Source organism: Sphingobium agrisoli, assembly GCF_041877245.1.
Classification (GTDB): Bacteria; Pseudomonadota; Alphaproteobacteria; order Sphingomonadales; family Sphingomonadaceae; genus Sphingobium.
The window spans coordinates 352935-376340 of the sequence record NZ_JBHDJI010000001.1; the positions used below are offsets into that span (position 1 = coordinate 352935).

Genomic DNA, 23406 nt, shown 5'->3' on the forward strand with positions numbered 1-23406 from the left:
TCGCTTTGACATGCGATATCTCGACTGGCACATACATCTATCGGCAACGGCGAGATGCAGATGCGAAGCTGGCCTAAAACCTCATTGCCGATTTCAGGCCTTTTGCTACTTTCTTGTGGTCAATCGACGAGATTATCGGCTTTGGAGCCGAGTGCCCCTAGTTGGGATAGAAGCCTAGATGGCGTGTGCGAAATAGTATCACCTGTTAGACAAAAAGGCACGATTATCTCGGGTAAATTTTCGTTGGACGCGGAAGGAGAATTCCCTGCCCGGCGGACCATAGACAGAAAGCGTTACTTGATCATATTTAGTAGCGAATTTTATAACCCGTCAACAGTAATGCAGAATTATGAGGATTTAAGCTCTTCGCCCCTTAGAAGCGCCATTGAAGGCGTGGTTTATGATGGGGAAATAATCTGCAAAAATTTCGGCCCGGCCGACGGGGCTATTTTTGTTCTGAATATGGGCCAACCGGCCATTCACTGACGACGACAAACGGCAATTTCTGATCGTTTCCCATCCTCCCCTGCAAGGGGAGGGGGACCGTTTGCGAAGCGAATGGTGGAGGGGTGTCGCGCTATCGAGAGGTGAACACCCCTCCGTCACGCGCTTTGCGCGCGACACCTCCCCTGCGAGGGGAGGATGATGGCGCCCCGCCCCCCTTACGGCACCCGATACCATCCCGCCAGCCGGTCCAGCGCCAGCGTCAGCACCAGCTTCCCCGCGCGGCTCGGCCAGCCCAGCGTCTTTCCCGCCGCGACCAGCCCCTCGCCCGCGCACACCACGCGCTACAATATGTCGGCCAGCCCCCGGCCCTGCCGCCCTGGCCGCCCCGTCGAACCGCTCGCGCGCCGCCATCTGCATCAGCGCCGGATCGCCTCGTCCGCCGCCGCCCCGCCGGGTCTCCGATCACCTGCTTGACCAGCGACATGCCCATTAGCACGCGCCCCATCGCCGAACCAGACAGGCCCCCTTGCCGCGCAGGGCAAACTGTAGGAAAGCGGAAAACCAAATAGGTTACATGAACGAGGCAAGGATGATCACCCGCACATGTGAGGTGCGCAAGTCCAGGGAACTGACGCTGGAACAGGTTGGCGCACCCTGCAACCCGAGCACCACCGCGCCATGAAGATATTGGTCGATGCCGACGCCTGCCCGGTGAAGGAGGAAATCTACAAGGTCGCCTGGCGGCATGGCGCGCCGGTGACGATCGTCAGCAACAGCCCGATCCGCGTGCCCGCGCATCCCCTTGTCGACCGCGTCGTGGTAAGCGACGGGTTCGACGCCGCCGACGACTGGATCGCCGAGCGGGCGGACGCCACCAGCATCTGCGTCACGGCCGACATATTGCTGGCCGATCGCTGCCTGAAGGCCGGCGCGGTCGTCATCGCCCCCAATGGCAAGCCCTTCACGGCCAGTTCGATCGGCGCGGCGGTCGCGACGCGCGCGATCATGGCGGACCTGCGCGCCAGCGCGATGGGCGATGCCATCGGCGGCCCCGCGCCCTTCTCGAAAGCCGACCGCTCGCGCTTCCTCTCGGCGCTGGATGAAGCGCTGGTGCGCCTGAAGCGCGGGCGCTGACATGGCCGGTTATGACGCGATCGTCCTGGGCGCGGGCGCGGCCGGCCTGATGTGCGCCGCAATCGCGGGACAGCGCGGCCGGCGCGTCCTGCTGGTCGATCATGCCGACGCGCCCGGCAAGAAGATCCTGATCTCCGGCGGCGGACGGTGCAACTTCACCAACATCCACACCGCCGCCGACCGCTATCTGTCCGCCAACCCGCACTTCGCGAAATCGGCGCTCGGCCGCTACACGCCCGCCGATTTCATTGCGTTAGTGGAACGACATGGCATCGCCTGGCACGAAAAGACGCTGGGCCAGCTCTTCTGCGACGGGTCCGCTCGCCAGATCGTCGCCATGCTGGTCGACGAATGCGCCAAGGGCAGCGTCACCATGGCGCTCGGCCAGCCCGTCGCCGCCATCGACCATGGTGACGCTCTGTTCCGCGCGACCGTCGGCGACCGAGAGCATCGCGCGCCCGCTCTGATACTGGCGACCGGCGGCCCCTCCATCCCGAAATTGGGCGCGACTGGATTCGCCTATGACGTCGCCCGCCGTTTCGGCCTGTCGGTGGTGCAGCCCCGCCCGGCGCTCGTGCCCCTGACTTTGGGATCAGACGAACAGCTGTTCAATTCGCTGTCCGGAGTCTCGACGGAGGTCGTGGTCCGCTGGAACAAGACCCGTTTCCGCGAGGCGGCGCTCTTCACCCATCGCGGCCTTTCCGGCCCGGCGATGCTCCAGATCAGCAGTTATTGGCAGCATCGAACGCAGATCCATGTCGATTTCCTGCCTGATCGTCCGGCGGACTGGCTACTCGCCGAAAAGCGCGAAAGCCCGCGCCTGCCCCTCCGCCGACTGTTGGCGCAGGCGCTCCCCGAGCGGCTGGCGGACGCGCTTCTCGGGCGGCTGGGACTTGAGGGCGAACTCGGCGCCCTCTCCGACAAGGCGCTGCGGCAGGCCGGCGCGCGCATCGCCGACTGGGCCTTCCTGCCCAATGGCACGGAAGGCTATGCCAAGGCCGAAGTGACCGTCGGCGGGATTGCGACGTCGGGCCTTTCGTCCCGGTCGATGGAAGCGACCAAGATGCAGGGCCTTTACGCCATTGGCGAGGCGGTGGACGTGACCGGGTGGCTCGGCGGCTATAATTTCCAATGGGCCTGGGCCAGCGGATGGGCAGCCGGCCAGGCGATCTGACCCGTCAGAAGGTCAGTCGGGTAACGTGCCCCATCTTGCGGCCGGGCCGCGCATCGTGCTTGCCGTAGAGGTGAAGATGATTGGCGGGGTCGGACAGGATCGCCGGCCAGTCATGCGCCTCGTCGCCGATCAGGTTCCGCATCGCGACATGCGGCGCGGCAAGCCCAGTGTCGCCCAATGGCAGGCCGCAGATCGCGCGGACATGATTTTCGAATTGGCTCGTCACCGCGCCCTCGATCGTCCAGTGGCCACTATTGTGGACGCGCGGTGCCATCTCGTTGAAGACGGGGCCGTCGGCGCTGGCGAAGAACTCCAGCGTCAGCACCCCGACATAGTCGAGCGCGTCGGCCACCTGCTGCGCGAGGCGACGCGCCCGTTCCACCTGCCCGCCGATCGACGCCCCGGCCGGCAGGGTCGAGGTCGAGAGGATGCCATCGACATGCACGTTCGCGGGCGAATCCCAGAAGCGCACTTCCCCGTCGGCGCCGCGCACCAATATGACCGAAAATTCCTCGGCAAAGGTGACGAAGCCTTCCAGGATCGCGCTCTGCCGCCCGATCGCATTCCACGCCCCGACCGCATCGCCCGGCTCCGACAGGCGCGCCTGCCCTTTGCCGTCATAGCCCATGCGGTTGGTTTTCAGGATCGCGCGGCTGCCGATCTCCTCCAGCGCCTCCTCCAGATCATCGAGGCTCTCGACCGGCGCGAACGGCGCGGTCAACCCGCCCAGATCGCAGACGAAGCGCTTTTCGGCGATCCGGTCCTGCGCCACCCTGAGCGCCTGCGCGCCGGGCCGGACGAGGCCATGATGGGCGAGCGTCTCGACTGCCGCCGGGTCGATATTCTCGAACTCATAGGTGACGACATCCACGCCATCGGCAAAGGCCGCGAGTGCCCGCTCGTCCACATATTCAGCCCGCGTCCAGCGGGGCGAAACGTCCGCCGCGGGACCGCTCTCCTCCGGCGCGAAGATATGCGTGCGATATCCAAGCTGCGCCGCCGCGATGGCGATCATCCGGCCAAGCTGGCCGCCGCCGAGGATGCCGATGGTCGCGCCCGGAGCAATGGTCGTCATGCGCGCGCTCAGTCCTCGACCGTTTCCGCGACGCTGTCGGTCTGCTTCGCACGCCAGGCCTCCAGTCGTTCGGCCAGCGCGGGATCGCCGGTGGCGAGGATGGCCGCGGCGAGCAATCCCGCATTGATCGCGCCCGCCTTCCCGATCGCCAGCGTGCCGACAGGAATGCCGCCCGGCATCTGGACGATGGACAGCAGCGAATCCATGCCTTTCAATGCCTTGGACTCCACCGGCACGCCCAGCACCGGCAGCCGCGTCATGGAAGCCGCCATGCCCGGCAGATGCGCGGCGCCGCCAGCGCCCGCGATAATGACCTTGAGGCCGCGCCCGGCCGCTCCGGTGGCATAGTCGTAAAGCCGCTGCGGCGTGCGGTGGGCCGATACGACCTTGCACTCATGCGTCACGCCCAGCGCTTCGAGCGTCTCGGTGGCATGGCGCATGGTGTCCCAGTCGGACCGCGACCCCATGATGATGCCGACTGCCACCGCCCCGCTCATTGCCTGCTTCCCCTGCCTGAGCGGCGCATTTGGCCGCCCGGAAAGCCAAGCCCCTTAGCGTCCGCGAACAGATTGGGCAAATCGCAAAATAGGGCCACGGGCGGGGAGGACGCGGCAGACCGCTTACGAGGCCGCCGGCGCGTCCAGGCCGTAGGCGGTGTGCAGCACGCGCACGGCCAGTTCGGTTTCGTCCTCGTCGATCAGCACGCTGACCTTGATTTCGCTGGTCGAGATCGCTTCGATGTTGATACCGCGATCGGCCAGCGTCTTGAACATCGTCGCGGCGACGCCGGCATGGCTGCGCATGCCCACGCCCACGACGCTGATCTTGGCGACCTCGACGTCCGTGATGACGCGGCGGAAGCCGATCTTTTCCTTGTTTGCCTCCAATATGTCGACGCTGCGGGCGAGGTCGGCGCGCGGCACGGTGAAGGTGACATCGGTCTCCTCCTTCTCCTTGCTGTCGTTCTGGATGATCATGTCGACATTGATGGCCGCGTCCGCCAGCGGACCGAAGATGCTGGCGACCGCGCCCGGCTTGTCGGGCACGCGGGTGACGATGATCTTCGCCTCGTTCTTGTCGTGGGCGATGCCGGTGATGAGTTGCCGTTCCATCTTGGTTTCCTTGAGCTTGGCGTCCAGTTCCTCGTCGCTCACGATCAGCGTGCCGGGAAGGTCGTCCTGGGTGGGATCATCGAAGGAGGACAGCACCTGCACGACCACGCCTTCCTTCATGGCGAGACCGACCGAGCGGGTCTGGAGCACCTTGGCGCCGACCGAGGCGAGTTCCAGCATCTCCTCATAGGTGACGAGGTCCAGCTTGCGGGCGCGGGCGACGATGCGCGGGTCGGTGGTATAGACGCCGTCGACATCGGTATAGATGTCGCAGCGATCCGCCTTCACCGCCGCCGCGACCGCCACCGCCGACGTATCCGAACCGCCCCGGCCCAGCGTCGATACCCGGCCGTCGTCCATCATGCCCTGAAAACCGGGGATGACCGCGACCTGCCCGGCTTGCATCGCGGCGACCAGCGCTTCGGTCTCGATGGTCGAGATGCGCGCCTTGGCATGGGCCTCGATCGTGCGGATCGGAAGCTGCCAGCCGAGCCAGCTGCGCGCGTCCACACCCATGGCCTTCAATGTCATGGCAAGGAGACCGCTCGTCACCTGCTCGCCGCTGGCGACGACGACATCATATTCGGCCGGGTCGTAGAGCGGCGAGGCTTCCTTGCAAAAGCCCACCAGACGGTCGGTCTCCCCCGCCATGGCGGACACGACGACAGCGACCTGATGCCCCTGCCCGACGACATGCCTCACGCGCGCGGCCACGTTGCGAATTCGCTCCATCCCCGCCATGGAGGTGCCGCCGAATTTCATCACGATGCGCGCCATTTGCTTGTCGAACCACCCTATGTGCGTGAAAGAATATGTCCCCAAGGGGCGAAAACGGCGCTCCTATTAGCAGTCGCGGCAGATATGGCAAGCGAGGGGAACCAGCAGCACCGCGAGCCGACCGAGATCGCCCACACCGAGCAGGCGACGCGCGACCTGCGCGAACGGCTGAACGAAGAGGACAAGGCCGGCGGCAGCTAGGCAGCGGGCCGGCGGCCGCCTATAGAGACGGCATGACAAAGCCAGCCGCGACGATCGACCCGAAAGAAGCCGCCCATTTCGGCGAGATGGCCGCCGATTGGTGGAATCCCGCTGGATCGAGCGCCATGCTGCACAAGCTGAACCCGGTACGCCTGCGCTACATCCGTGCGGCGGTCGACCGCCAGTGGCCGGGGGCTGAGCAGAGCTTTCGCCCGCTTGCCGGCAAGAGCGCGCTCGATGTCGGGTGTGGCGCGGGCCTGCTTACGGAGCCGCTGGCGCGCCTCGGCGCGCGGGTGACGGGGCTGGACGCGGCGCTGGAGAATGTCGCGGTGGCGCAGGAGCACGCCATCAGCCAAGCTTTGGTGATCGACTATCGCGCGACCCCGGTCGAGCAACTGGCGGGCGAGCGTTTCGATCTCGTCACCTCGATGGAAGTGATCGAGCATGTCGCCGATCCGGCGGGTTTCGTCGCGGCGCTTGCCGACCGGCTTTCCCCCGATGGGCTGCTGATCCTGTCCACCCCCAACCGCACCCCCCTCTCCCGCCTGGCGATGATCACCATTGGCGAAAGCATCGGCGGCATCCCCAAAGGGACTCACGACTGGGGCAAGTTCCTGAGCCCGGAAGAGCTGACCGATCTGCTGACCGGCGCGGGGCTGGAGGTGGTGGACAGCAGCGGCCTGACCTTCGATCCGGCGCGCGGCTTCGTCCTGTCCGACAACAAGGCGATCAACTATTTGCTAACAGCGCGGCACGCCGGCTGATCGCCTATCGTTCCTCTTGCGCAACTTTCGGGCGGCTTCTACATCTCGACACTGGACCAAAGGCTGCGCCGGGGGGTGCAGCGGGGGGAGGATGACGCGCCGCCCCTTTTGTCACGTCCAGGCTATTAGGGGGGGCCAGATCGATGACCGCACGCACCGTCATTTTCGCCGCAACCGCTTTGCTCGTCGCGGCGCCCACTGCCGCGCCTGCCCAATATGCCGCGGCCAAATATGGGCAGCAGGGGCCGTTCCAGATCACCATGATCAACGAAGGCGGAAAGTTCAGCCGCTGCGCCGCCGACATCAACGGACCGGGCGGGATGATGCGGATCGCCTGGTTCGCGGTCGATCGCACCTATTGGGTGAGCATCCCCGGGCATGCATACAAGGGGCTGGCGCCCCAGCTCAAGATCGGGCTGGACGGCGCGCAGGGCGAAATCGTGGCCGGCAACGGCAATGTCCAGCGTCCCGGCACCAAGCTGTCGAACCAGATGGTGGATGCGATCATGAAGGCGAAAAGCTCCATCGAGATCGACTATGACGGCGTCCGGTTCAAATGGCTGACGCAGGGAGTCGATATGACGAATGTGTTCGTCGCGATGGAAAATTGCGTCAACAAAAATACCGGCCGCTGAGCGCGGCGGCGGCCCGGGGCGGGCCACGACGACCCGCCCCCACCCGTTTACATCGTGATCTTCGCACCGGCATACATATAGCGGCCGACATAGCTGATCGGATAGTTTGACGAGGCGATGGCGGGCTGCTGGTCGAACAGGTTGTTCGCGCCCAGGAAGAAGCGGAAGCGTTCATCCACGTCGTAGGCGACGTAAATGTCGTGCTGCCATTTTTCCTTGTACCAGAAATATTTGGGGTCGGATAGGTCGGGGTTGGCCGCAAGTTCCTCGGTGGTGTAGCGGCGGGTCTTGCTGAACCAGCTGACGCCGTAGTTGACGGTCAGCTTGTCGAGCTGCCAGGTGATGTCGCCGGTCGCGTTCCACTTGGGATAATAGGCTTCCAGCCGATCGACGTCGACCTGCGCGCCGGGCGTCGGGATGAATTCCAGCTTGTTGAGATAGCCGCCGACCAGGCCGATCGAGAACTTGCCCGCCCCACTGGTCTGGAACTTATAGTTGAGCTTGAAGTCCGCGCCCGACGTGCGGAAGCTGGCGACATTCTGCGGCTGGACGAACCAGCCATTGATATAGCCGGTCGACGGATCGCGCGAGATGTTGCCGCAAAACTGGTTGTCGAGGCTCGGCTGATCGACGCAGAGTTCGGCGACCTCCTCCGCCGTAGCGGTGTTGATCGCGTTCTTGAGCTTGATGTCGTACCAGTCGAACGAGGCGACGAGGCCGGGCAGGAAGCCGGGCCGCAGCACGACGCCGGCGGTCCAGGTGCGGGCCGTCTCCTCGCGCAGGTTGCGGTTGCCGCCGCTGTTGCCCGGCAGGCTGACGGTCGCGGTCGGATCATTTTCCGGGTTGAAGGCGGCAATCTGCGCGGGGCTCAGGCCGAGCGCGGACAGCGTCGCCTGGCAATTGGCGGCGCGATATTGGGTGCCTTCGGTGATGTAAACCGGATCGCAGGGATCGCCGATGAACGAAAAGCCGCCGTTCAGCGGCGCGAAAAGCTCGGTGATGTTGGGCGCGCGCACCGCTTCGGACCATGTACCCCGGAACGCGATGTCCGGGATCGGCGCATAGGTGCCGTCCACCTTCCAGGTCGTCGTCTTGCCGATGGTCGAATAGTCGGACAGGCGGATCGCCGCGCCGAAGCTCAGATTATGCGCGAAAGGCATCTCCTTGAGCAGCGGCACCGACAATTCGGCAAAGGCTTCCTTGACGTCGAAGCTGCCGCTTTCGTCCTGCTGCGCGGAAAAATCGGCGAGCGCGCCGGTCTTGAGCAGCGGATCGGTGCGGAACGTGCTCTTCTCCTTGCGATATTCGGCGCCCAGCGCAAACCTGACCGGACCGCCGGGCAGCTCGAAGAACTGGCCAAAATCGCCGTTGATCGATCCCGAAACGACATGCTGCTGCAATTTGGCGCGGTTGAGGATGTCGGCGTTGACCCAGTCGAGCGCCGCCTGGTCCCGCACGCCATTGCCCAGCAGGTTGAGCGGGCGGCAACCGCCATTCGCCCCAGGGGTGAAGGTGGTGGCAGGGGCGTCATAATTGTCCGGATTGATGTTGGCGGTGGGGTCCAGCGTCGAACGGCAGACGATCTGTCCGCTCGCCGGATCGCGCACCGCGTCGATCGCCGCCCAGTAGCGATCGCCGATGCGGTAATCGGTCAGCAGCACCCTCGATTTGGTCTGGCCGTACGTGTAGGACAACTCGTAGCGGGCATGATCGCTGATCGCCCCCTCGAACCCGCCGACGAAGCGCATCGTCTCGCGATCGTTGCGTTCGCCCCGCACGCCGAGGTCGAAATTGTCGCGCGAGATGAGCGCGCCCTGAGAGGTGTCGGCGATGCCGGCGTAGCGATCCTGAAGATAGGGATTGTCGGGCGAGAGATAGGTGAAGAAGTCGAACGAGGGCTGCGCGAGGGTGAAGGTGCGGTTCTTCACATATTTCGCTTCAAGGAAGAATTTGACCGCGTCGCTGAAGTCGTAATGCGACAGCAGGTTGATGTTGTGAACGCGGTTCGCCGCTTGCAGATCGCCCTGATAGCCCGCGAGCGGCGTGCTGTCCCCGCCCTGCGTCAACCCGCCCGACGACCGCAGCAACAGGCCGCGATCATAGACTTTGCCTGAGCCGGTGAAATCGGGAATTCCGTCCAGGTCGAGATCGACCGCGCCGTCGAGCGAACTGTCGGCATAGCGCAGATCGTTGAACGGGATTCGGTCGGGGACAGCGGGATCGTCGGGAAAATCCGCCGGGTTGCGGACGATGCCGAAGGTCTTGAGAGGGTTACCGGTGCGTTCGCGAGCGAAGCTGCTGAGGCGATCCTGATCGCGATATTCGTAGGACAGGGCGATGTTGCCGCGCCCGTCGGCGAAATTCTTGCCATAGGTGATGGAGCCATAACGCTGGCCGGCGTCGCCCCGGCTGGAAATGCCGATCTGCCCGCTCGCGAGCAAACCGTCGAAATCGCGCTTCAGGCGGAAATTGACCACGCCCGACACGCCGTCCGCGCCATAAATGGCGGAGGCCCCGCCGGTCAGCACGTCGACGCCGTCGATCAAATCGGTTGGGATGGTGTTGATGTCGACGGCCGCCGTGCCGGCAAGGCTCGCGACATGACGGCGGCCGTTGACCAGCACGAGCGTGCGCTGCTCGCCAAGACCACGCAGGTTGAGAAGCTGCACGCCGACCGCCCCGAAATCCGAATTCGATCCGGACGTCTGCGCCCCGCCGAACGACGCGATCAGAGCGGGGTTCTGCCGCAGCGTGTCGATGATCTGCACATTGCCCGCCTGCTCCAGCGTCTCTGCGGTAACAGTCACCAGCGGGTTGGCGAGATTGTAGCCGGACTGCTGGATGCGGCTGCCGGTGACGACGATGGTGTCGTCATTGTCGGCAGGGGCGGCATCCTGCGCCATCACCGGGCAAGCGAACAAGGTCGAAAGCGCGCTGGCGGCGAGCAGCCGGCGCACCACAAAGGCAGAGCGATGCAGCATGATGGACCCCTTTATTCCCGCTCGCCCCTGCGAGCCGATCCACCGAAAACGCTCGAAATGGTGAAATAGATCAATGTTTGTGCGCCTTATGGAGCCTCCGACGGCGCTTTTAGCAGGGGTGTGTCACATCAGTGCAACAGTCTCCATGCGCGCTTCAGCCCCCCACCGCCTCCGCCCGCGCGATCAGCGCCTGTGCTTCCTCGACATGCATCGTCTCGATCATCCGGCCTTCGAACCGTTCCGCGCCGCCAGTCGCCGCCTCGACCAGGCGGCGGGCGTCGGCGACCGCCTGCGCGTCGGGGCCGAACACCTGATTGGCGACGGTCACCTGGCTGGGGTGGATCAGGGTCTTGCCGTCGAAGCCCAGGGCATGACCCTCGGCGCATTCGGCCTCCAGGCCGGTTTCATCCTCCAGCCGGTTGAACACGCCGTCGAACACGGCAATGCCCGCCGCCCGCGCCGCCAGCACCACCGCCTGCATCGCATGACCAAGGCCCCCGCGACCGGCCGAAGGCGGGATGCCCAGATCCTTGCGAAGATCGTTATTGCCCATGAAGAGGCCGGCGCACCCCTCCCCCGCCGCGATGGAAGGCGCGGCGAGAACGCCCTTGGCGCTTTCGATCATGGCGATGACGGGCTTTTGCGCGACGCTGAAGACATCCCGAACTTGGTTGGGATGCTCGACCTTGGGCAGCACGACATAGTCGGCCGGGGCGCCCTTGAGCGCGATCATCTCGGTCCCGTGCGTGGGCGTCCCCTCGACATTGATCCGCACCGCCACCAGCCGGCCGCCGAACCCCTCGCCCAGCGCCGCGATCGCGCCGTCGAGCGCGGTCTGCTTGGCGTCATCGGGGACCGAATCCTCAAGGTCCAGTATCACCATGTCGCAGGGGAGCGACCGCGCCTTGGCGATGGCACGCGGGTTGGACGCGGGCAGGAACAGCAGCGAACGGGCGTGGCGCAGCAGCATGGGGCGTCTCCTTGGGTCAGACTGGCGCCTGCTTAGCCCGGCTGGCGCGCGAGGCCAGCCCCTTTTCGTGCGGCCGGATAATATGCAAAGGTGAGCGGCACATCATCCTGGAGCCTCCCGCCATGTCCTATAATCGCCGCGATGTCATGATCGCCGGCTCTTCCGCCCTGGCCCTCGCCGCCTTGCCCGCCCGCGCGGCCCAGAGCGCGGATGCTTCAGCGCAAGCGATGCTCGCCGACATGGCCGAAGCGATGCTGGCCGATGCACCGGAAACCGCCAGCGGCCTTGGCATCGACACCGGCGCGCGCGCGGCGCTCAAGAGCCGGCTGGGCGACAAGAGCCCGGCGGGCCAGGCGCGGATCGCCGCCCATGTGAAGGAACGCCTCGCCCGGCTGCGCGCGGTGGATCGCGCGGCGCTGTCGCCCACCACCCGCACCGATGTCGATGTCGTGCTCGCCGCGCATGAACTGGCAGCGCAGGGCTTCGCCTTCCCCTTCGGCGACATGGCGATGATGAACAGCAACTGGTCCTATCGCAACAGCCCCTATGCGGTGGCGCAAAATACCGGCAGCTTCGTCGAGACGCCCGATTTCCTCGACAGCAACCACGGGATCAAGGACCGGGCGGACGCCGACGCCTATCTGGCCCGCCTCTCCGCCTATGCCGCCAATCTCGCCGGCGAGACCGAACGGCTGCGCCATGACGCTGGCATCGGCGTGGTCGCGCCAGCCTTCCTGCTCGACAAGACGCTGAAGCAGATGGCCGCCGTGCAGGCGCAGCCGGTCGAGCAATGGGTGCCGGTCGCCTCCATCGCGCGCCGCACGAAGGACATGGCAGGCGACTATGGCGCGAAGGCCGCCGCCATCGTCAAGGACAAGGTCGCCCCCGCGCTCGCCGCGCAGATCGCCGAACTCCAGCGCCAGCGCGCTACCGCGACCATGGACGCGGGCGTGTGGAAACTGCCGCAGGGGGACGCTTATTACGCCTGGGCGCTGCAAGCGGGCACCACCACCCGCACGACCCCGGACGAGGTGCATCAGCTCGGTCTCGACCAACTCGCCGCGCTGCAAGCGCAGATGGACGGCCTGCTCAAGGGGCTGGGGATGACGAAGGGCACGGTCGGCGAACGCATGACCGCTATGGGCAAGGATCCACAATATCTCTTCCCGAACGACGACAAGGGCCGCGCGCAGATCCTGAGCTATATCGACGGTCGCCTGGCCGACATCCGCACCCGCCTGCCGCGCGCCTTCGCGACGCTGGTGCCCGCCAAGCTGATCGTCAAGCGCGTGCCGGTGGAGATCGAGGCGGGCGCGCCGGGCGCCTATGCCGGGGCGGGCTCGATCGACGGCAGCGTGCCGGGCAATTATTATATCAACCTGCGCGATACCAGCATCTGGCCGCGCTACGCGCTGCCCACCCTCTGCTTCCATGAAGGCATCCCCGGCCATATTTGGCAGGGCGAATATACCTACAAACTGCCGCTGATCCGCTCGCTTCTCGCCTTCAACGCCTATTCGGAGGGCTGGGCGCTCTATGCCGAACAACTGGGCGACGAACTGGGCGTGTATGAGGGCGATGCCGCGGGGCGGCTGGGCTATCTCCAGTCGATCGCCTATCGCTGCTGCCGGCTGGTGGTGGACACCGGCCTTCACGCGAAACGCTGGACACGCGATCAGGCGATCCACTGGTTCGCGAGCACCAACGGCTCGACAGTCGAAGATGTGCAGGGCGAGGTCGATCGCTATTGCGCGTGGCCGGGGCAAGCGTGCGGCTACAAGGTCGGCCATGGGGAGATCGTGCGCCTCCGCGCGGCGGCGCAGAAGTCGCTGGGCGACAGGTTCGACTTCCGTCTGTTCAACGACGCGGTGGTGAAGGGCGGCGGCGTGCCGATGACGGTGCTGGCGGCGAATGTCGACGCATGGGTGCAGGGGCGGCGCGCCTAACGCGTTGAGGACCGATCGCGAAGCATCCTCCCCCCTGCACCGGGGCGCATGGCGTTACTTCAGCAGCACCAGCTCCTCCGCCATGCTCGGATGCAGCGCGACCGTATCGTCGAAGTCCTGCTTGGTCAGCCCGGCCTTCACCGCGATGGCGGCGGCCTGCAATATCTCGGGCGCATCCGGCCCGATCATGTGCAGCCCCACCACCCGGTTGGTCGTCGCGTCCACCACCATCTTGTAGAGCGCCCGCTCGTCACGGCCGGCCAAGACATTCTTCATCGGCCGGAAATCCGAGGTGTAGATCTTGACCGTCCCCAGCTTGTTGCGCGCTTCCGCCTCGGTCATGCCGACGCCCGCCAGCGGCGGATGGCTGAATACGGCCGACGGCACGCAGCCATAATCGACCGTGCGCGGATTGCCGCCGAACACCGTGTCGGCGAAGGCGTGCCCCTCCCGGATCGCGACCGGGGTCAGCTGCAGCCGGTCGGTAACGTCGCCGACCGCATAGATGCTTTCGCAGCTCGTGCGGCTATACTCGTCGACCTTGATCGCGCCCTTGTCGTTCAACTCGACCCCGGCCGTATCCAGCCCCAGCCCTTCGGTATGCGGCCGCCGCCCGGTGGCGAACATCACCACGTCCGCCGCGACCGGATCGCCACTCTCGAACCGGACGGACAGCGTCCCATCGTCGTTCTTTTCGATCCGCTCCATCTTCGCATTGAAGCGGAAATTGATGCCCTTGGTCATCGAAATCTGGAGCAGCCGGTCGCGGATCTGTGCGTCATATCCGCGCAGCAGGTCGCTACCCCGGTTGACCATCGTCACATGGCTGCCCAGCTGATGGAAGATGCCGGCAAATTCGTTGGCGATATAGCCGCCCCCCACTATCACGATCCGGCCGGGACATTCGGGCAGGTGGAATACTTCGTTGGACGTGATGCCATACTCCGCCCCCTCGATCTCGGGCCGGATCGGCCAAGCGCCGGTCGCGACCAGGATGACCTTGGCGCTCACCTCGCGCCCGCTCGCCAGCTTCACGCCATGCGGACCGGTAAGGACCGCGCGTTCGCGGATCACGTCGACCTTGTGGTTGTCGAGCGTATTGCCGTACAGCCCTTCCAGCCGATCGACCTCCGCCAGCACATTGTCGCGCAGCGTCGCCCATTCAAAGCCGCATTCGGGCACGTCCCAGCCAAAGCGGCGCGCGTCCTTCAGATCCTCGGCGAAATGCGCGCCATAGATGAGCAGCTTCTTGGGCACGCAGCCCCGGATGACGCAGGTGCCGCCGACCCGAAACTCCTCCGCCACCGCGACCTTCGCGCCGTGCGCCGCTGCCACGCGCGACGCCCGCACGCCCCCGGACCCCGCGCCGATGACGAAAAGGTCGTAGTCATAGTCGCTCATGAACCGCCTCCGCTGCTTTGCGGCGCATATGGCGGGTGAGCGGGTGAGTTACAAACCCCAAATCCTCCCCTGGAAGGGGAGGGGGACCACGAAGTGGTGGAGGGGTGTCGCCCTCTCGATAGCATGACACCCCTCCGTCTGGCCTGCGGCCAGCCACCTCCCCTTAAAGGAGAGGAATTATGTTCATCCCCCCAGCGCCACCTCGATCAGCGCCATCGTCGACGGATCGAACCCCGTCGCCCCATTCGCCTCGATCGACTTGGCGATCTCCTTGCCCAGCTCGACCCCGAACTGGTCGAACGGGTTGATCCCCATCAGCACCGCGTTGGCAAAGGTGCGATGCTCGTAGAAGGCGATCAGCGCGCCCAACGCCTCGGGCGTCACATCCTCCATCAGGATCGTGGTGGACGGCCGTCCGCCCGGATAGGCGCGCGCCGGGTCCGCGTCGTTCGCCTTCCCCCGCATCAGCGCCGCCCCCTGCGCGAAGCAGTTGACCAGCAGCGCGCGATGATGCGCGGGGTCCAGCGTATGGCCCGGCTCGATCGACGCGATGAACTCGACCGGGGTCAGGATCGTCCCCTGATGCAGCAGCTGGAACACCGCATGTTGCGCGTCGGTGCCCACCCCGCCCCAGGTGATCGGCGCGGTCGGCCCCTCCACGGGCTGGCCGTCGCGGGTCACGCTCTTGCCGTTGCTCTCCATCTCCAGCTGCTGGAGGTAGGAAGGCAGCAGCTTCAGCCGCTCGTCATAGGCGAACAGCGCGCGCGTCTGGCACCCCAGCACCCGCGCATAATATTGATCGACGAAGGCCGCGATCAGCGGCGCATTCTCATGCGGTGCCGACAGGCGGAAATGCCGGTCCATCGCCGCCGCGCCCTCCAGCAGGCTCTCGAACGCATCCCATCCCAGCGCCAGCGCGGCGGGAAAGCCGATCGAGGACCAGAGCGAGTAGCGCCCGCCGACCGACTCCGAAAAGGGCAGGATGCGCGTTTCGTCCACGCCCCATTCGATTGCCTTGTCGGGCGATGCGGTCAGCGCGACCACCCGGCCATAGGGGTCGTCCACCCCGGCCTCGACCATCCAGTTGATCGCGCTCGCGGCGTTCAGCATCGTCTCGGTGGTGGTGAATGTCTTGGAGGCGACCGCGATCAGCGTATGCTCAGGGTCGAAACTGTCCATCGCCCGTTCGAGCGCAGTGCCGTCGACATTGGACACGATCGCCACGTCATAACGGATGCCATCGCCGTCCAGTGCGTCGATGATCAGGTCGGGGCCGAGCGCCGACCCGCCGATGCCGATATGCAGGATATGGCGGATTTCGCCCAGCGCGCCCGCCTCGATCGCATCGACCAGCGCGCGCATCCGCGCATGCAGCGCCTTGGCGCGCGCGACGCTTTCGGCCTTGCCCTCGCCGCGCTCGGCGGGATGCTCGGCGGCGCGGCCTTCGGTATTGTTCACCGCCTCGCCCGCGAACAGCGCGTCGCGCTGCGCCTTAAAGCCCTGCGCCTCGGCCAGCGCAACGAAGCCGTCGAACAGCGCGGGCGTCAGATGCGTCTTGGACCAGTCGAAGCGGAGCGGCCCGTGGGTCAGAACCAGGCGGGACAGGCGATCGGGGTCGGTATCGAAAATCGTCTTGAGATCGGCTTGCGGCAGCGCGGCGATGGCCGCCAATGCAGGGCTGGTCATGCGAAATGTCCTTCCATGGCGTTGGTCGAGATCGACGCTGCACCTGTCGATTCGGGCCTTACCTAGACAGGTAGGCGCGTTTATGCACCCTCCGCCATGCTTGACGCGGGGATAACGACACCGCAAAAGCCGCGACGGGCCTTTTCCGGGCCGACAAGAAGGACGTAACGCACCCGCATGACCGCCAAATCCGAAACACGGGATTTCATCTGGTTTCTCGTCAAGCTGGGGCTGTTCGTCTTCATCCTGCGCAGCTTCATCGTCTCGCCCTTCAACATCCCGTCGGAATCGATGCAGCCGCGCCTCCTCATCGGCGACTATCTGCTGGTCGCCAAATGGCCCTATGGCTATTCGCGCTATTCGCTGCCGTTCAGCGTCCCGCTGATCCCCGGCCGCATCTTCGCCTCGACGCCGCAGCGCGGCGATGTGGTGGTGTTCAAGGCGCCGCCGAACCAGAAGAATGATTATATCAAGCGCGTCATCGGCCTTCCCGGCGACATGATCGCGGTGCGTGGCGGCACCGTTTACCTGAATGGCCAGGCGATCCCCAAGCAGAAGGTCGCGGACCTCGTCATCCCCGCCAGCGCCAACATGGTCGACGCCGCCGAGAAGGAAGGCGCGCCGTCCCCCTGCTACCGCCCCGAGTTCGAGGAAGCCGCGCCGGGCGGCGGCCGCCAGTGCCGCTACCCCCAATATCGCGAAACGCTGCCCGGCGGGAAAAGCTATAACGTCCTCGACCTGGTGCCCGATGGCCCGGCGGACGATCGCGACACGGTGCTGGTGCCCGAAGGCCATCTCTTCATGATGGGCGACAATCGCGACCGCAGCGCCGACAGCCGCTTCCCGGCGGTCGAAGGCGGCGGCATCGGCCTCGTCCCTGAAAAGAACCTCGTGGGCAAGGCGCTGATCTCGGTGTTCTCGACCGACGGCAGCGCGAACTGGCTGCTCCCCTGGACCTGGTTCACCGCCGCCCGCTGGAGCCGCATCGGGGAAGGCTTTTGAGCAAGCCGGACACCGACGCCTGGCTCAAGGATCTGATCGGCCGCGCGCCCACCAACCGCGCCGCCTTCGCGCAAGCGCTCACGCATGGCAGCGCCAGCCCCGACAATTATGAGCGGATAGAATTTCTGGGCGACCGCGTCCTTGGCCTGCTGATCGGTGAATGGGTCTTCGAACGCTACGCCGCCGAACCCGAAGGCAAACTGTCCCGCCGCTACAACGCGCTCGTCTCGGGCGAAACCTGCGCGGAAATCGCGCGCGGCGCGGGGGTCGCCGACCATCTGATCCTGGGCAAGCAGGCGCGCGACGATGGCGCGGCGGACAGCGACAATGTGCTGGGCGACGTCATGGAAGCGCTGATCGGCGCGCTCTATCTGGAGGGCGGCCTCGCCGAAGCCCGCACCCTCGTCCGCCGCCTCTGGGGCGACCGCGTCGACACCCAGACCAGCGCGCCGCGCCACCCCAAGTCCGCGCTTCAGGAATGGGCCGCCGCCAACAGGCGCAAGCCCCCCGAATACGCCCTCACCGACCGCTCCGGCCCCCAGCACGCGCTGCGCTTCACCGTGACCGTGAGCATCAACGGCGCAGGCGAGGCCAGCGCCACCGGCGCATCGAAGCAGGAAGCGGAAACCGCGGCGGCCAAAGCGCTGCTGGAAAAGTTGGTTGGGTGAGCCCCGCTTCCTCTCACTGGAGAAAAGACCTAAAGCATCATCGTCATCCCGGGCTTGACCCGGGATCCCGCTTTTCTTCTGAAACGCCAGAGCAGAAGCGGGATCCCGGCTTTCGCCGGGATGACGGGATTGTCGCAAGGCGAACGGAGTAGAATTGGAAACCGAAACCAACAACCAACGCTGCGGCGTCGTCGCCATCGTCGGCGCCCCCAATGCGGGCAAGTCCACGCTGGTGAATGCCCTTGTGGGGCAGAAGGTCGCGATCACCAGCCCCAAGGCGCAGACCACCCGCACCCGCGTGATGGGCGTTGCGATCGATGGCGACGCGCAGATCGTGCTGGTCGACACGCCGGGCATATTCGCGCCCAGGCGCCGGCTGGATCGCGCCATGGTGCAGGCCGCCTGGGGCGGCGCGCAGGGCGCGGACCTCATTGCCCTGATCGTCGACGGCAAGGCGGGCCTCGGTCCCAAGATGGAACCGATCGTCGAGGCGCTCGTCCACCGTCCCGAACGCAAATGGCTGATCCTCAACAAGGTCGACATCGCCATCAAGGAAAAGCTGCTGGTCCACACCCAGAAGCTTTACGAGCGCATCGGCTTTGAAGAGACCTTCTTCATCTCCGCCCAGACCGGCGACGGCCTCGCGCAGCTCAAGACCGCCTTTGCCGACGCCATGCCGGAAGGGCCGTGGCATTTCCCCGAGGATCAGGTCTCCGACGCCACCGACCGGATGCTGGCGGCGGAGATCACCCGCGAGCAGCTCTATCACCAGCTTCACGCCGAACTGCCCTACGCCGCCGCCGTCGATACCGAGCAATATAAGGAGCGCGAGGACGGATCGGTCGAAATCCACCAGCAAATCCTCGTCGCCCGCCCGACCCAGCGCGCCATCGTGCTGGGCAAGGGCGGCCAGCGCCTGAAGGAAATCGGATCGAAAGCCCGCGCCGAACTCGCCCAGCTATTGGGCGTCAAGGTCCACCTCTACCTCCACGTCAAGGTGAAGGAGGATTGGGAGGACGACCGCTTCATCTACCGCGACATCGGGCTGGACTGGGTGGATTGAGAGGGAGAACGGGCATGGGCGGCACTCTGCGATGGACGGCGATGATGATCGGCCTGGGCTTTGCCGGCCCAACCCACGCCCAAACACCGCCTGCCCCCAAGGCCTATGTCATCGCCGAAATCACCATCACCGACCCCGAGGCCTATAAAGCCTATATCGTCAAGGCAGGGGTCGCCGCGGCCAAATATGGCGGCGTTTATCTCGCGCGCGGCGGCCAAACCGTGCCGGCGGAAGGCGCTCCGCCCGCCCCGCGCGTCGTCATCATGGAATTTCCGAGCCTCGCCGCCGCCCGCACATTCCAATTTTCGCCCGAGGAACAGGAAGCCCTGACCCTGCGCCGCCGCGCCGCCACCGGCCGCCAGTTCATCGTCGAAGGCGTCGCGCCGCCCGCACCCTGACACATCGCCTCAGCGCAAATCCGATCAGCCGATGGACTGCCTGAAATAGACCACCCGCTCGGTCTCGGCAAAGCCGATCGCCGCGTGGAAGGCATGGCTGGCGGCGTTGGCGATGTCGGCGTCCGATGCCATCTCGGTGCAGCCCCTCGCCCGCCCCCAGTCCGCCGCCGCGCGGGTCAGCGCCGCCGCCACCCCCCGCCGCCGCGCATCGGGATCGACATAGATGCCCTCCAGAAAGGCAACCGGGCTAGTTTCGCAACCGTTCACATAATCATGGCGTAGCGCGACTTCGACAAAACCGATCGCCTCGTCCTGCGCGTCCAAAGCCAGCAGCGTGACCCCCTTGCCGTCGCCTTGCCGCAAAAGGTCGAGAATCTCCTCGCGATGCTCGGCAATGCTCCCCTCGGGCCAAAGCGCCGCGCGCATCAATGCCCAGCGCTCGACATGACGCGCGCCCGCGGCCACGATCTGCGACACCCCCTCGCTCATCGCGCGGCGGGATATCCCGGCAGCATGTCGATCGTTACCCAGCCCTGCACATAGTTGGCGTAGTAAAGGCCGAACAGCACAGCTGATAATATCGTCGCTCGGACAACCACCAAGCCCGGCCGGAAATTGCTCGGCGCGCTGTCCGCCTGCCCCTTCAGCAGCACCTCGCCAGTCTCGTCGGGCGTGCGGATGCCGAAGGGGAGCATCACGAACGCGCTGATGACCCATATCAGGAAGTAAATGGCGAAGATCGCGTACCAGTTCATAGCTTGCGATTTTAGGCGCGGATCAGCAGCACGTCCACCACCGGCTTCTTCCCCGTCCAGCGGGTTGCGGTGCGGCGGACGGCAAGGCGGACTCGCTCGCGCAGCGCCTCCTGCTCGGACGATCCCTTGGCGATCACGGCGGCGGCTTCGTCGGCCGCTTCGGCAAGGAAGGCGTCCTTGTCCTCCTCTACCGGCACGCCCTGGGTGCGGAGCGCGGGATCACCGATCAGCTTGCCCTTGCGGTCGAGCGCCACGGCGACGCTGATCTGCCCGTGCAGCGCGACCTTGCGGCGCTCGTTCATCGTCGATCCGTCGGCCGGCAGGATGACGTCGCCATCCAGCACCAGCCGCCCGGTCTCTTCATGCCCGATGATCGCAGGCGCGCCAGGGGCCAGCCGCAACAGGTCGCCATTGGACTGCACCACCGCATGGGGGATGCCGCTGGCGATCCCCAGCCGCGCCTGCTCGGCCATATGGCGGCGCTCGCCATGGACGGGCAGCAAAATCTGCGGCCTGATCCAGCGATACATGGCCTCCAACTCAGGTCGGCCGGGATGGCCCGACACATGGACCTCCGCCTGCCGATCGGTGACCATCAGAATGTTCTTCTGCGCGAGCGCATTCTGGATGCGGCCGATGGCGATCTCGTTGCCGGGGATCTGCTTGGAGGAAAAGACGACCATATCGCCCTCGCTCAGCTTGATCGGATGGCTGTCGAAGGCGATGCGGGCGAGTGCCGCACGCGCTTCCCCCTGCCCGCCGGTCGCGACGATCATCACCTCGTCGCGAGGCAGCGCCATCGCGTCGTCCCAATCCACCAGCGGCGGAAAGTCCTTGAGGTAGCCCGCAGCCTTCGCGGTGCCGATGATCCGGTCGAGCGAGCGCCCCGCGACGCACAGCTTGCGCCCGGTGGCGATGGCGACTTCGCCCAGCGTCTGTACCCGCGCGGCGTTCGACGCGAAGGTGGTGACGAGCACCCGTCCCTTGGCCCCGGCGATGGTCTGCATCAGCCCCTCGCGCACCTCGCTCTCGGAACCGCTGGCCTCGGGATTGAAGACGTTGGTGCTGTCGCACACCAGCGCCAATACGCCTTCGTCGCCGATCGCGGTGAGTTCCTGCGGGGTCGATGGCTGGCCGAGCAAGGGCTGCTCGTCCAGCTTCCAGTCGCCGGTGTGGAATATGCGGCCGTGCGGCGTGTCGATCAGCACCGCGTTGCCTTCGGGAATCGAATGCGCCAGCGGCACATAACGAAAACCGAACGGGCCGAGCGCGAAGCTGCCCTCATTCTCGATGACGTGCAGCTTCACGTCGCTCGTCAGGCCCTCTTCCTCCAGCTTCAGCCGGATGAGGCCAGCGGTAAAGGGCGTGGCATAAAGCGGCACACCCAGATCGGCGGCCAGATAGGGGATCGCGCCGATATGATCCTCATGCCCATGGGTCAGCACGATGCCGAGCAGGTCGTCGCGGCGATCCTCGATGAAGGAGAGGTCCGGCAGCACCAGCTCCACGCCGGGATAGGCAGGGTCCGCGAAGGTCAGGCCGAGATCGACCATGACCCACTTGCCCTGACAGCCGTAAAGGTTGACGTTCATGCCGATCTCTCCCGACCCGCCAAGGGCCAGGAAGAGCAGCTCATTTCCAGGTGTCATTCTTTTTTCAAACTCCGTTCGTACAATAGCGCAAGACCTTGAATGGTTAGGTCCGGCGCGATCGCATCGAAAATATCGCTATTGTCGTTGAAGAGGACCGCGAGGCCCCCGGTGGAGACCACCCGAGCCGGGCGGCCTATTTCGGCGCGCATCCGCGCCACTAATCCTTCCATCATCGCCACATAGCCCCAGAAGACGCCGATATGCATCTGCGCTTCGGTCGTGCGGCCGACTACCGATGTGCTCTCCGGCGCGGCGATGGCGATCTTGGGCAGTTTCGCCGCCGCCGCGACCAGCGCGTCGAGCGACAGGTTGATGCCCGGCGCGATGATCCCGCCCTTGTAGGCGCCCGTGTAGTCGACCACGTCGAACGTGGTTGCCGTGCCGAAATCGATGACGATCAAATCGCCTTCGTAAAGATGGTGGGCGGCGATGGCATTTACAACCCGGTCGGCGCCGACCGAGGCCGGCTCCGCCACGTCCAGTTCGATGCCCCATTCGACCGGCGCCTGCCCGGCGACCAGCGCGCTGGTCTTGAAATATTTGTCGGCCAGCACCTGAAGATTGTGCAGCGCGCGGGGCACCACCGTGGCGATGATGACCGCGCTCACATCGGCGATGCCATAGCCCTCCAGCATCAGCAGCTGATTAAGCCACACCGCATATTCGTCGGCGGTGCGGCGCGGATCGGTGGCGATCCGCCAGCGCGCGCGGATTTCCCGCCCGTCGAGCAGCGCGAAAACCACATTGGTGTTGCCCGCGTCGATCGCGAGAAGCATGGGGCCTGTCCTTCAGGTGAGAATGACGTCGCCGGCGTGAATGGCACGGCTCTGCCCGTTCGCCAAGCGCAGGATCAGCATGCCGTTACGGTCCAGAGTATCGAACGCGCCCTCTACCACCTCTCCATCGGGCGAGGCGACGCGCATCGGCGTGCCGGCGGGGTGGGCGTTGAGCAGCCAGTGGACCCGCACCGGCTCCAGCCCCTGTGCGCGCCAGATGCCGAGCCAATGGGCGAAAATCTGCGCCAGCCGTTCCAGCAAGGCGCCCGCTTCCGCGTCGGCAGCGCCCTGTGCCGCCAGACTGGTGACGGGACGGTCGAGGCCGGTGGGATGGCCCGTCACATTGACGCCGATGCCGACGACGATCGCATCGCCCACCCGCTCAAGCAGGATGCCGGCGATCTTTGCGCCATCGACCAAGATGTCATTGGGCCATTTGATCTTGGTGACGCCTGGCCCCGCCGCAGCTTGTGCTCCGGCGAAAGCCGGAGCCCAGGGATGACTGGAGTGGCTTGCACCCTGGGCTCCTGCGTCCGCAGGATCACGTCCCTCACCGCACAAGGGCGCAACCAGGGCATGAACCGCATTGGCCGCGACCAGCGCCAGCGTATGCGGCGCGGGATCGTTCGGCCCCACCCGCACCAGCGTCGAGCAATAAAGATTGCCGTGCGGGCTTTCCCAGGACCGCCCCATCCGCCCCTTGCCTCCGGTCTGGCGACCGGCGCGCAACCATGTGCCTTCGGGCGCGCCCTGCTCCGCCAGCGCCAGCATGTCGGCGTTGGTGGAGCC

The 23406-nt window shown here is 65.7% G+C and carries 22 protein-coding genes and 1 pseudogene; 10 read left to right on the forward strand and 13 right to left on the reverse strand.

The features are described from left to right. The first annotated feature begins 54 nt into the window (after window positions 1-54). The gene (locus ACETPF_RS01645) at window positions 55-486 is read left to right on the forward strand and encodes a hypothetical protein (RefSeq protein WP_373932522.1); all 432 of its coding nucleotides are present in this window, start codon (window positions 55-57) and stop codon (window positions 484-486) included. A gap of 176 nt (window positions 487-662) precedes the next feature. Here ACETPF_RS01645 and ACETPF_RS01650 read toward each other — a convergent pair. Then, window positions 663-873, reverse strand: a pseudogene (locus tag ACETPF_RS01650) (DUF6456 domain-containing protein); the annotation flags it as partial. 252 nt (window positions 874-1125) lie between these two features. On the opposite strand from ACETPF_RS01650, the gene ACETPF_RS01655 reads away from it, so the two are divergent. Further along, a complete protein-coding gene (locus ACETPF_RS01655; RefSeq protein ID WP_373932523.1) occupies window positions 1126-1581 on the forward strand; it encodes a YaiI/YqxD family protein in 456 nt (151 codons plus the stop codon). Window position 1582: 1 nt separating this feature from the next. After that, window positions 1583-2755: a BaiN/RdsA family NAD(P)/FAD-dependent oxidoreductase gene (locus ACETPF_RS01660; protein ID WP_373932524.1), complete on the forward strand. Its 1173-nt coding sequence runs from the start codon at window positions 1583-1585 to the stop codon at window positions 2753-2755. 4 nt (window positions 2756-2759) lie between these two features. Here ACETPF_RS01660 and ACETPF_RS01665 read toward each other — a convergent pair whose 3' ends face one another. The 3 genes from ACETPF_RS01665 to ACETPF_RS01675 all read right to left on the reverse strand — a co-directional run bounded on the left by ACETPF_RS01665 (window position 2760) and on the right by ACETPF_RS01675 (window position 5719). Continuing rightward, a complete protein-coding gene (locus tag ACETPF_RS01665; protein ID WP_373932525.1) occupies window positions 2760-3830 on the reverse strand; it encodes a 5-(carboxyamino)imidazole ribonucleotide synthase in 1071 nt (356 codons plus the stop codon). An 8-nt stretch (window positions 3831-3838) separates the two neighbouring features. Beyond that, window positions 3839-4327, reverse strand: a complete 489-nt coding sequence (gene purE, locus ACETPF_RS01670; RefSeq protein WP_373932526.1) for a 5-(carboxyamino)imidazole ribonucleotide mutase — start codon at window positions 4325-4327, stop codon at window positions 3839-3841. Window positions 4328-4450: 123 nt separating this feature from the next. Further along, window positions 4451-5719, reverse strand: coding sequence for an aspartate kinase (locus ACETPF_RS01675; protein WP_373932527.1), 1269 nt, complete (start codon window positions 5717-5719; stop codon window positions 4451-4453). Window positions 5720-5952: 233 nt separating this feature from the next. On the opposite strand from ACETPF_RS01675, the gene ubiG reads away from it, so the two are divergent. Beyond that, a complete protein-coding gene (gene ubiG, locus ACETPF_RS01680; protein WP_373932528.1) occupies window positions 5953-6684 on the forward strand; it encodes a bifunctional 2-polyprenyl-6-hydroxyphenol methylase/3-demethylubiquinol 3-O-methyltransferase UbiG in 732 nt (243 codons plus the stop codon). 143 nt (window positions 6685-6827) lie between these two features. Then, window positions 6828-7319: a hypothetical protein gene (locus tag ACETPF_RS01685; RefSeq protein WP_373932529.1), complete on the forward strand. Its 492-nt coding sequence runs from the start codon at window positions 6828-6830 to the stop codon at window positions 7317-7319. A gap of 47 nt (window positions 7320-7366) precedes the next feature. Here the strand turns inward: ACETPF_RS01685 and ACETPF_RS01690 are convergent, their stop codons facing one another. Further along, window positions 7367-10300 (reverse strand): TonB-dependent receptor plug domain-containing protein, encoded by a 2934-nt coding sequence (locus ACETPF_RS01690; RefSeq protein ID WP_373932530.1) that lies wholly within the window; start codon window positions 10298-10300, stop codon window positions 7367-7369. Window positions 10301-10454: 154 nt separating this feature from the next. Further along, the gene (locus ACETPF_RS01695; RefSeq protein ID WP_373932531.1) at window positions 10455-11270 is read right to left on the reverse strand and encodes an HpcH/HpaI aldolase/citrate lyase family protein; all 816 of its coding nucleotides are present in this window, start codon (window positions 11268-11270) and stop codon (window positions 10455-10457) included. 122 nt (window positions 11271-11392) lie between these two features. Between ACETPF_RS01695 and ACETPF_RS01700 the strand changes: the two genes are divergently transcribed. Beyond that, a complete protein-coding gene (locus ACETPF_RS01700; RefSeq protein ID WP_373932532.1) occupies window positions 11393-13216 on the forward strand; it encodes a DUF885 domain-containing protein in 1824 nt (607 codons plus the stop codon). 54 nt (window positions 13217-13270) lie between these two features. Here the strand turns inward: ACETPF_RS01700 and gor are convergent, their stop codons facing one another. After that, window positions 13271-14617 (reverse strand): glutathione-disulfide reductase, encoded by a 1347-nt coding sequence (gor, locus tag ACETPF_RS01705; protein ID WP_373932533.1) that lies wholly within the window; start codon window positions 14615-14617, stop codon window positions 13271-13273. Between the two features lie 183 nt (window positions 14618-14800). After that, a complete protein-coding gene (gene pgi, locus ACETPF_RS01710; RefSeq protein WP_373932534.1) occupies window positions 14801-16303 on the reverse strand; it encodes a glucose-6-phosphate isomerase in 1503 nt (500 codons plus the stop codon). 177 nt (window positions 16304-16480) lie between these two features. Here pgi and lepB point away from each other — a divergent pair, with 177 nt between their 5' ends. The 4 genes from lepB (at window position 16481) to ACETPF_RS01730 (ending at window position 19434) form a co-directional block, all read left to right on the forward strand. Beyond that, a complete protein-coding gene (gene lepB, locus ACETPF_RS01715) occupies window positions 16481-17305 on the forward strand; it encodes a signal peptidase I (RefSeq protein ID WP_373932535.1) in 825 nt (274 codons plus the stop codon). Next, window positions 17302-17973 (forward strand): ribonuclease III, encoded by a 672-nt coding sequence (gene rnc, locus ACETPF_RS01720; protein ID WP_373932536.1) that lies wholly within the window; start codon window positions 17302-17304, stop codon window positions 17971-17973. Before lepB ends, rnc begins: the two co-directional genes overlap by 4 nt. Window positions 17974-18127: 154 nt before the next feature. Beyond that, window positions 18128-19036, forward strand: a complete 909-nt coding sequence (gene era, locus ACETPF_RS01725) for a GTPase Era (protein ID WP_373932537.1) — start codon at window positions 18128-18130, stop codon at window positions 19034-19036. A gap of 14 nt (window positions 19037-19050) precedes the next feature. After that, window positions 19051-19434 (forward strand): DUF1330 domain-containing protein, encoded by a 384-nt coding sequence (locus ACETPF_RS01730; protein ID WP_373932538.1) that lies wholly within the window; start codon window positions 19051-19053, stop codon window positions 19432-19434. Window positions 19435-19458: 24 nt separating this feature from the next. Here ACETPF_RS01730 and aac(6') read toward each other — a convergent pair whose 3' ends face one another. From aac(6') to ACETPF_RS01755, 5 genes are read right to left on the reverse strand one after another with little or no spacing between them, the layout of a single operon-like run. Next, on the reverse strand, window positions 19459-19923 hold the full coding sequence (aac(6'), locus tag ACETPF_RS01735; RefSeq protein WP_373932539.1) for an aminoglycoside 6'-N-acetyltransferase: 465 nt from the start codon (window positions 19921-19923) through the stop codon (window positions 19459-19461). Continuing rightward, on the reverse strand, window positions 19920-20189 hold the full coding sequence (locus ACETPF_RS01740; protein WP_373932540.1) for a DUF1467 family protein: 270 nt from the start codon (window positions 20187-20189) through the stop codon (window positions 19920-19922). The genes aac(6') and ACETPF_RS01740 overlap by 4 nt, the downstream gene beginning before the upstream one ends. Before the next feature lie 11 nt (window positions 20190-20200). Continuing rightward, the gene (locus tag ACETPF_RS01745; RefSeq protein ID WP_373932541.1) at window positions 20201-21838 is read right to left on the reverse strand and encodes a ribonuclease J; all 1638 of its coding nucleotides are present in this window, start codon (window positions 21836-21838) and stop codon (window positions 20201-20203) included. Then, the gene (locus ACETPF_RS01750; RefSeq protein WP_373932542.1) at window positions 21835-22617 is read right to left on the reverse strand and encodes a type III pantothenate kinase; all 783 of its coding nucleotides are present in this window, start codon (window positions 22615-22617) and stop codon (window positions 21835-21837) included. The genes ACETPF_RS01745 and ACETPF_RS01750 overlap by 4 nt, the downstream gene beginning before the upstream one ends. A gap of 12 nt (window positions 22618-22629) precedes the next feature. Continuing rightward, window positions 22630-23388, reverse strand: coding sequence for a biotin--[acetyl-CoA-carboxylase] ligase (locus ACETPF_RS01755; protein WP_373933045.1), 759 nt, complete (start codon window positions 23386-23388; stop codon window positions 22630-22632). Window positions 23389-23406: the final 18 nt, after the last annotated feature.